This is a genomic window from Catellatospora chokoriensis (assembly GCF_011297315.1).
Lineage (GTDB): Bacteria > Actinomycetota > Actinomycetes > Mycobacteriales > Micromonosporaceae > Catellatospora > Catellatospora citrea.
In genome coordinates this window covers 1,251-3,580 of sequence record NZ_JAAOTI010000064.1, presented here as the reverse complement: position 1 = coordinate 3,580, position 2,330 = coordinate 1,251, and the positions used below count along the sequence as shown (strand labels likewise).

General features: G+C 57.4%; 2 rRNA genes (both cut by a window edge). Both read right to left on the bottom strand.

Features of this window, described 5'->3' with window-relative positions:
• Window positions 1-1,566, bottom strand: a 23S ribosomal RNA gene (locus HAV39_RS41890); it reaches 1,600 nt to the left of the window's first position.
• Between the two features lie 349 nt (window positions 1,567-1,915).
• Window positions 1,916-2,330, bottom strand: a 16S ribosomal RNA gene (locus HAV39_RS41885) (it continues 1,201 nt past the right edge of the window).
• The 16S and 23S rRNA genes sit together here, the layout of an rRNA operon.

Genomic DNA, 2,330 nt, shown 5'->3' with positions numbered 1-2,330 from the left:
TTCAAAAGGTTAGTACAGCAAGGTTCGTCGCGGGCGCTGCTTTGCGGGTACGGGAATATCAACCCGTTGTCCATCGACTACGCCTCTCGGCCTCGCCTTAGGTCCCGACTCACCCAGAGCAGATTAGCTTGACTCTGGAACCCTTGGTCATCCGGCGGAAGGGTTTCTCACCCTTCATTCGCTACTCATGCCTGCATTCTCACTCGTGTAGCGTCCACGGCTAGGTCACCCTGCCGCTTCACCCGCCACACGACGCTCCCCTACCCACCCACACACCTGGACCACAAAGGCCTGGTTATTGTGTGAGTGCCACAGCTTCGGCGGTGTGCTTGAGCCCCGCTACATTGTCGGCGCGGAACCACTTGACCAGTGAGCTATTACGCACTCTTTCAAGGGTGGCTGCTTCTAAGCCAACCTCCTGGTTGTCTATGCGATCCCACATCCTTTTCCACTTAGCACACGCTTAGGGGCCTTAGCTGGTGATCTGGGCTGTTTCCCTCTCGACTACGAAGCTTATCCCCCGCAGTCTCACTGCCGCGCTCTCACTTACCGGCATTCGGAGTTTAGCTGACTTCGGTAAGCTTGTAGGCCCCCTAGGCCATCCAGTAGCTCTACCTCCGGCAAGAAACACGCGACGCTGCACCTAAATGCATTTCGGGGAGAACCAGCTATCACGGAGTTTGATTGGCCTTTCACCCCTAACCACAGGTCATCCCCCAACTTTTCAACGTTGGTGGGTTCGGTCCTCCACGACGTCTTACCGTCGCTTCAACCTGCCCATGGCTAGATCACTCCGCTTCGGGTCTAGAGCATGCGACTGAACGCCCTGTTCAGACTCGCTTTCGCTACGGCTTCCCCACACGGGTTAACCTCGCCACATGCCACTAACTCGCAGGCTCATTCTTCAAAAGGCACGCCGTCACCTCACCACAAGGGCTCAGCTCCGACGGATTGTAGGCAGACGGTTTCAGGTACTATTTCACTCCCCTCCCGGGGTACTTTTCACCATTCCCTCACGGTACTAGTCCGCTATCGGTCACCAGGTAGTATTCAGCCTTACCAGGTGGTCCTGGCAGATTCACGGCAGATTTCAGGAGTCCGCCGCTACTCGGGAACACCCACCACAGGTCTTGAACTTTCACCTACAGGACTCTCACCCTCTACGGTCCCTCATTCCAGAGGATTCGACTAGCCCAAGACTTTATAACTGTGTCGCACAGTGTCAGCTGTGCCTGCAGGGTCCCACAACCCCGCGCACGCAACCCCTGACAGGTATCACACGCACACGGTTTAGGCTACATCCGCTTTCGCTCGCCACTACTCACGGAATCACATGTTGTTTTCTCTTCCTGCGGGTACTGAGATGTTTCACTTCCCCGCGTTCCCTCCACACACCCTATGTATTCAGATGCGGGTAACCCGACATGACTCGGGCTGGGTTCCCCCATTCGGACACCCTGGGATCACAGCTTGGTTGACAGCTCCCCCAGGCCTATCGCGGCCTCCCACGTCCTTCATCGGCTCCTGGTGCCAAGGCATCCACCGTCTGCCCTTAAAAACTTACCTACACAGAGAAACAAAGATGCTCGCGTCCACTATGCACATCTCAACAAACAACCAACCCACACCCACCCGGAGAACACACACCGCAAACGCGGCAGTTTGAACTCCCAGATGTGATCGGCGCCCGAAATCCCAAGCTCACGCTTGTTCCTTCAGGACCCAACAGGGTGCTAAACAGTCCCACCAGCCGCACCACAGCCCGTTCCATGCACGAGCTCACGCTCCATGCCCTACTAGGGTTAACTGTGACCGTTGCCGGCGAAACCTACCAAGTGTCTCCGCCATTGAGCCCTGACCACCGCACTCGGGTGGTCCAGGTCCTGACCCGCTTTCGCAGGTAGGTGCTCCTTAGAAAGGAGGTGATCCAGCCGCACCTTCCGGTACGGCTACCTTGTTACGACTTCGTCCCAATCGCCAGCCCCACCTTCGACCACTCCCTCCCTTACGGGTTGGGCCATGGGCTTCGGGTGTTGCCGACTTTCGTGACGTGACGGGCGGTGTGTACAAGGCCCGGGAACGTATTCACCGCAGCGTTGCTGATCTGCGATTACTAGCGACTCCGACTTCACGGGGTCGAGTTGCAGACCCCGATCCGAACTGAGACCGGCTTTTTGGGATTCGCTCCACCTCACGGTATCGCAGCCCATTGTACCGGCCATTGTAGCATGCGTGAAGCCCTGGACATAAGGGGCATGATGACTTGACGTCATCCCCACCTTCCTCCGAGTTGACCCCGGCAGTCTCCCATGAGTCCCCGGCATGACCCG